Source organism: Stenotrophomonas sp. SrG, from assembly GCF_050031795.1.
Classification (GTDB): Bacteria; Pseudomonadota; Gammaproteobacteria; order Xanthomonadales; family Xanthomonadaceae; genus Stenotrophomonas; species Stenotrophomonas rhizophila_A.
The window spans coordinates 1-278 of sequence record NZ_JBNBBE010000210.1 but is presented as its reverse complement, the minus strand read 5'-3'; the positions used below and the strand labels follow the sequence as shown (position 1 = coordinate 278).

The following is a 278-nucleotide window of genomic DNA, read 5'->3' as shown; positions in this document are numbered from 1 at the left end:
CCAGGATGCGCTGCCGTTGCTGCGCCAGTTCATCGACACCGAACTCAACACCGCCAACGACACCCCGCTGATCGACGCCGATGGCGAGCGCATCCTGCACGGCGGCCACTTCTACGGTGGCCACAACGCCTTCGCCATGGATGCGCTGAAGAACACCATCGCCACCCTGGCCGATCTGCTCGACCGCCAGCTGGCGCTGGTGGTGGACGCGCGCTTCAACCACGGCCTGCCGGCCTACCTGTCGGCCTCCACCGGTGAGCGTGCGGCGATCAACCACG

1 protein-coding gene is annotated in these 278 nt (G+C 67.3%); it reads left to right on the top strand.

What is annotated here, in order from left to right:
- Window positions 1-278, top strand: a 278-nt coding sequence (locus tag ACQG3P_RS19560; protein WP_426805972.1) for an aromatic amino acid lyase, incomplete at both ends; no start/stop codon positions are given.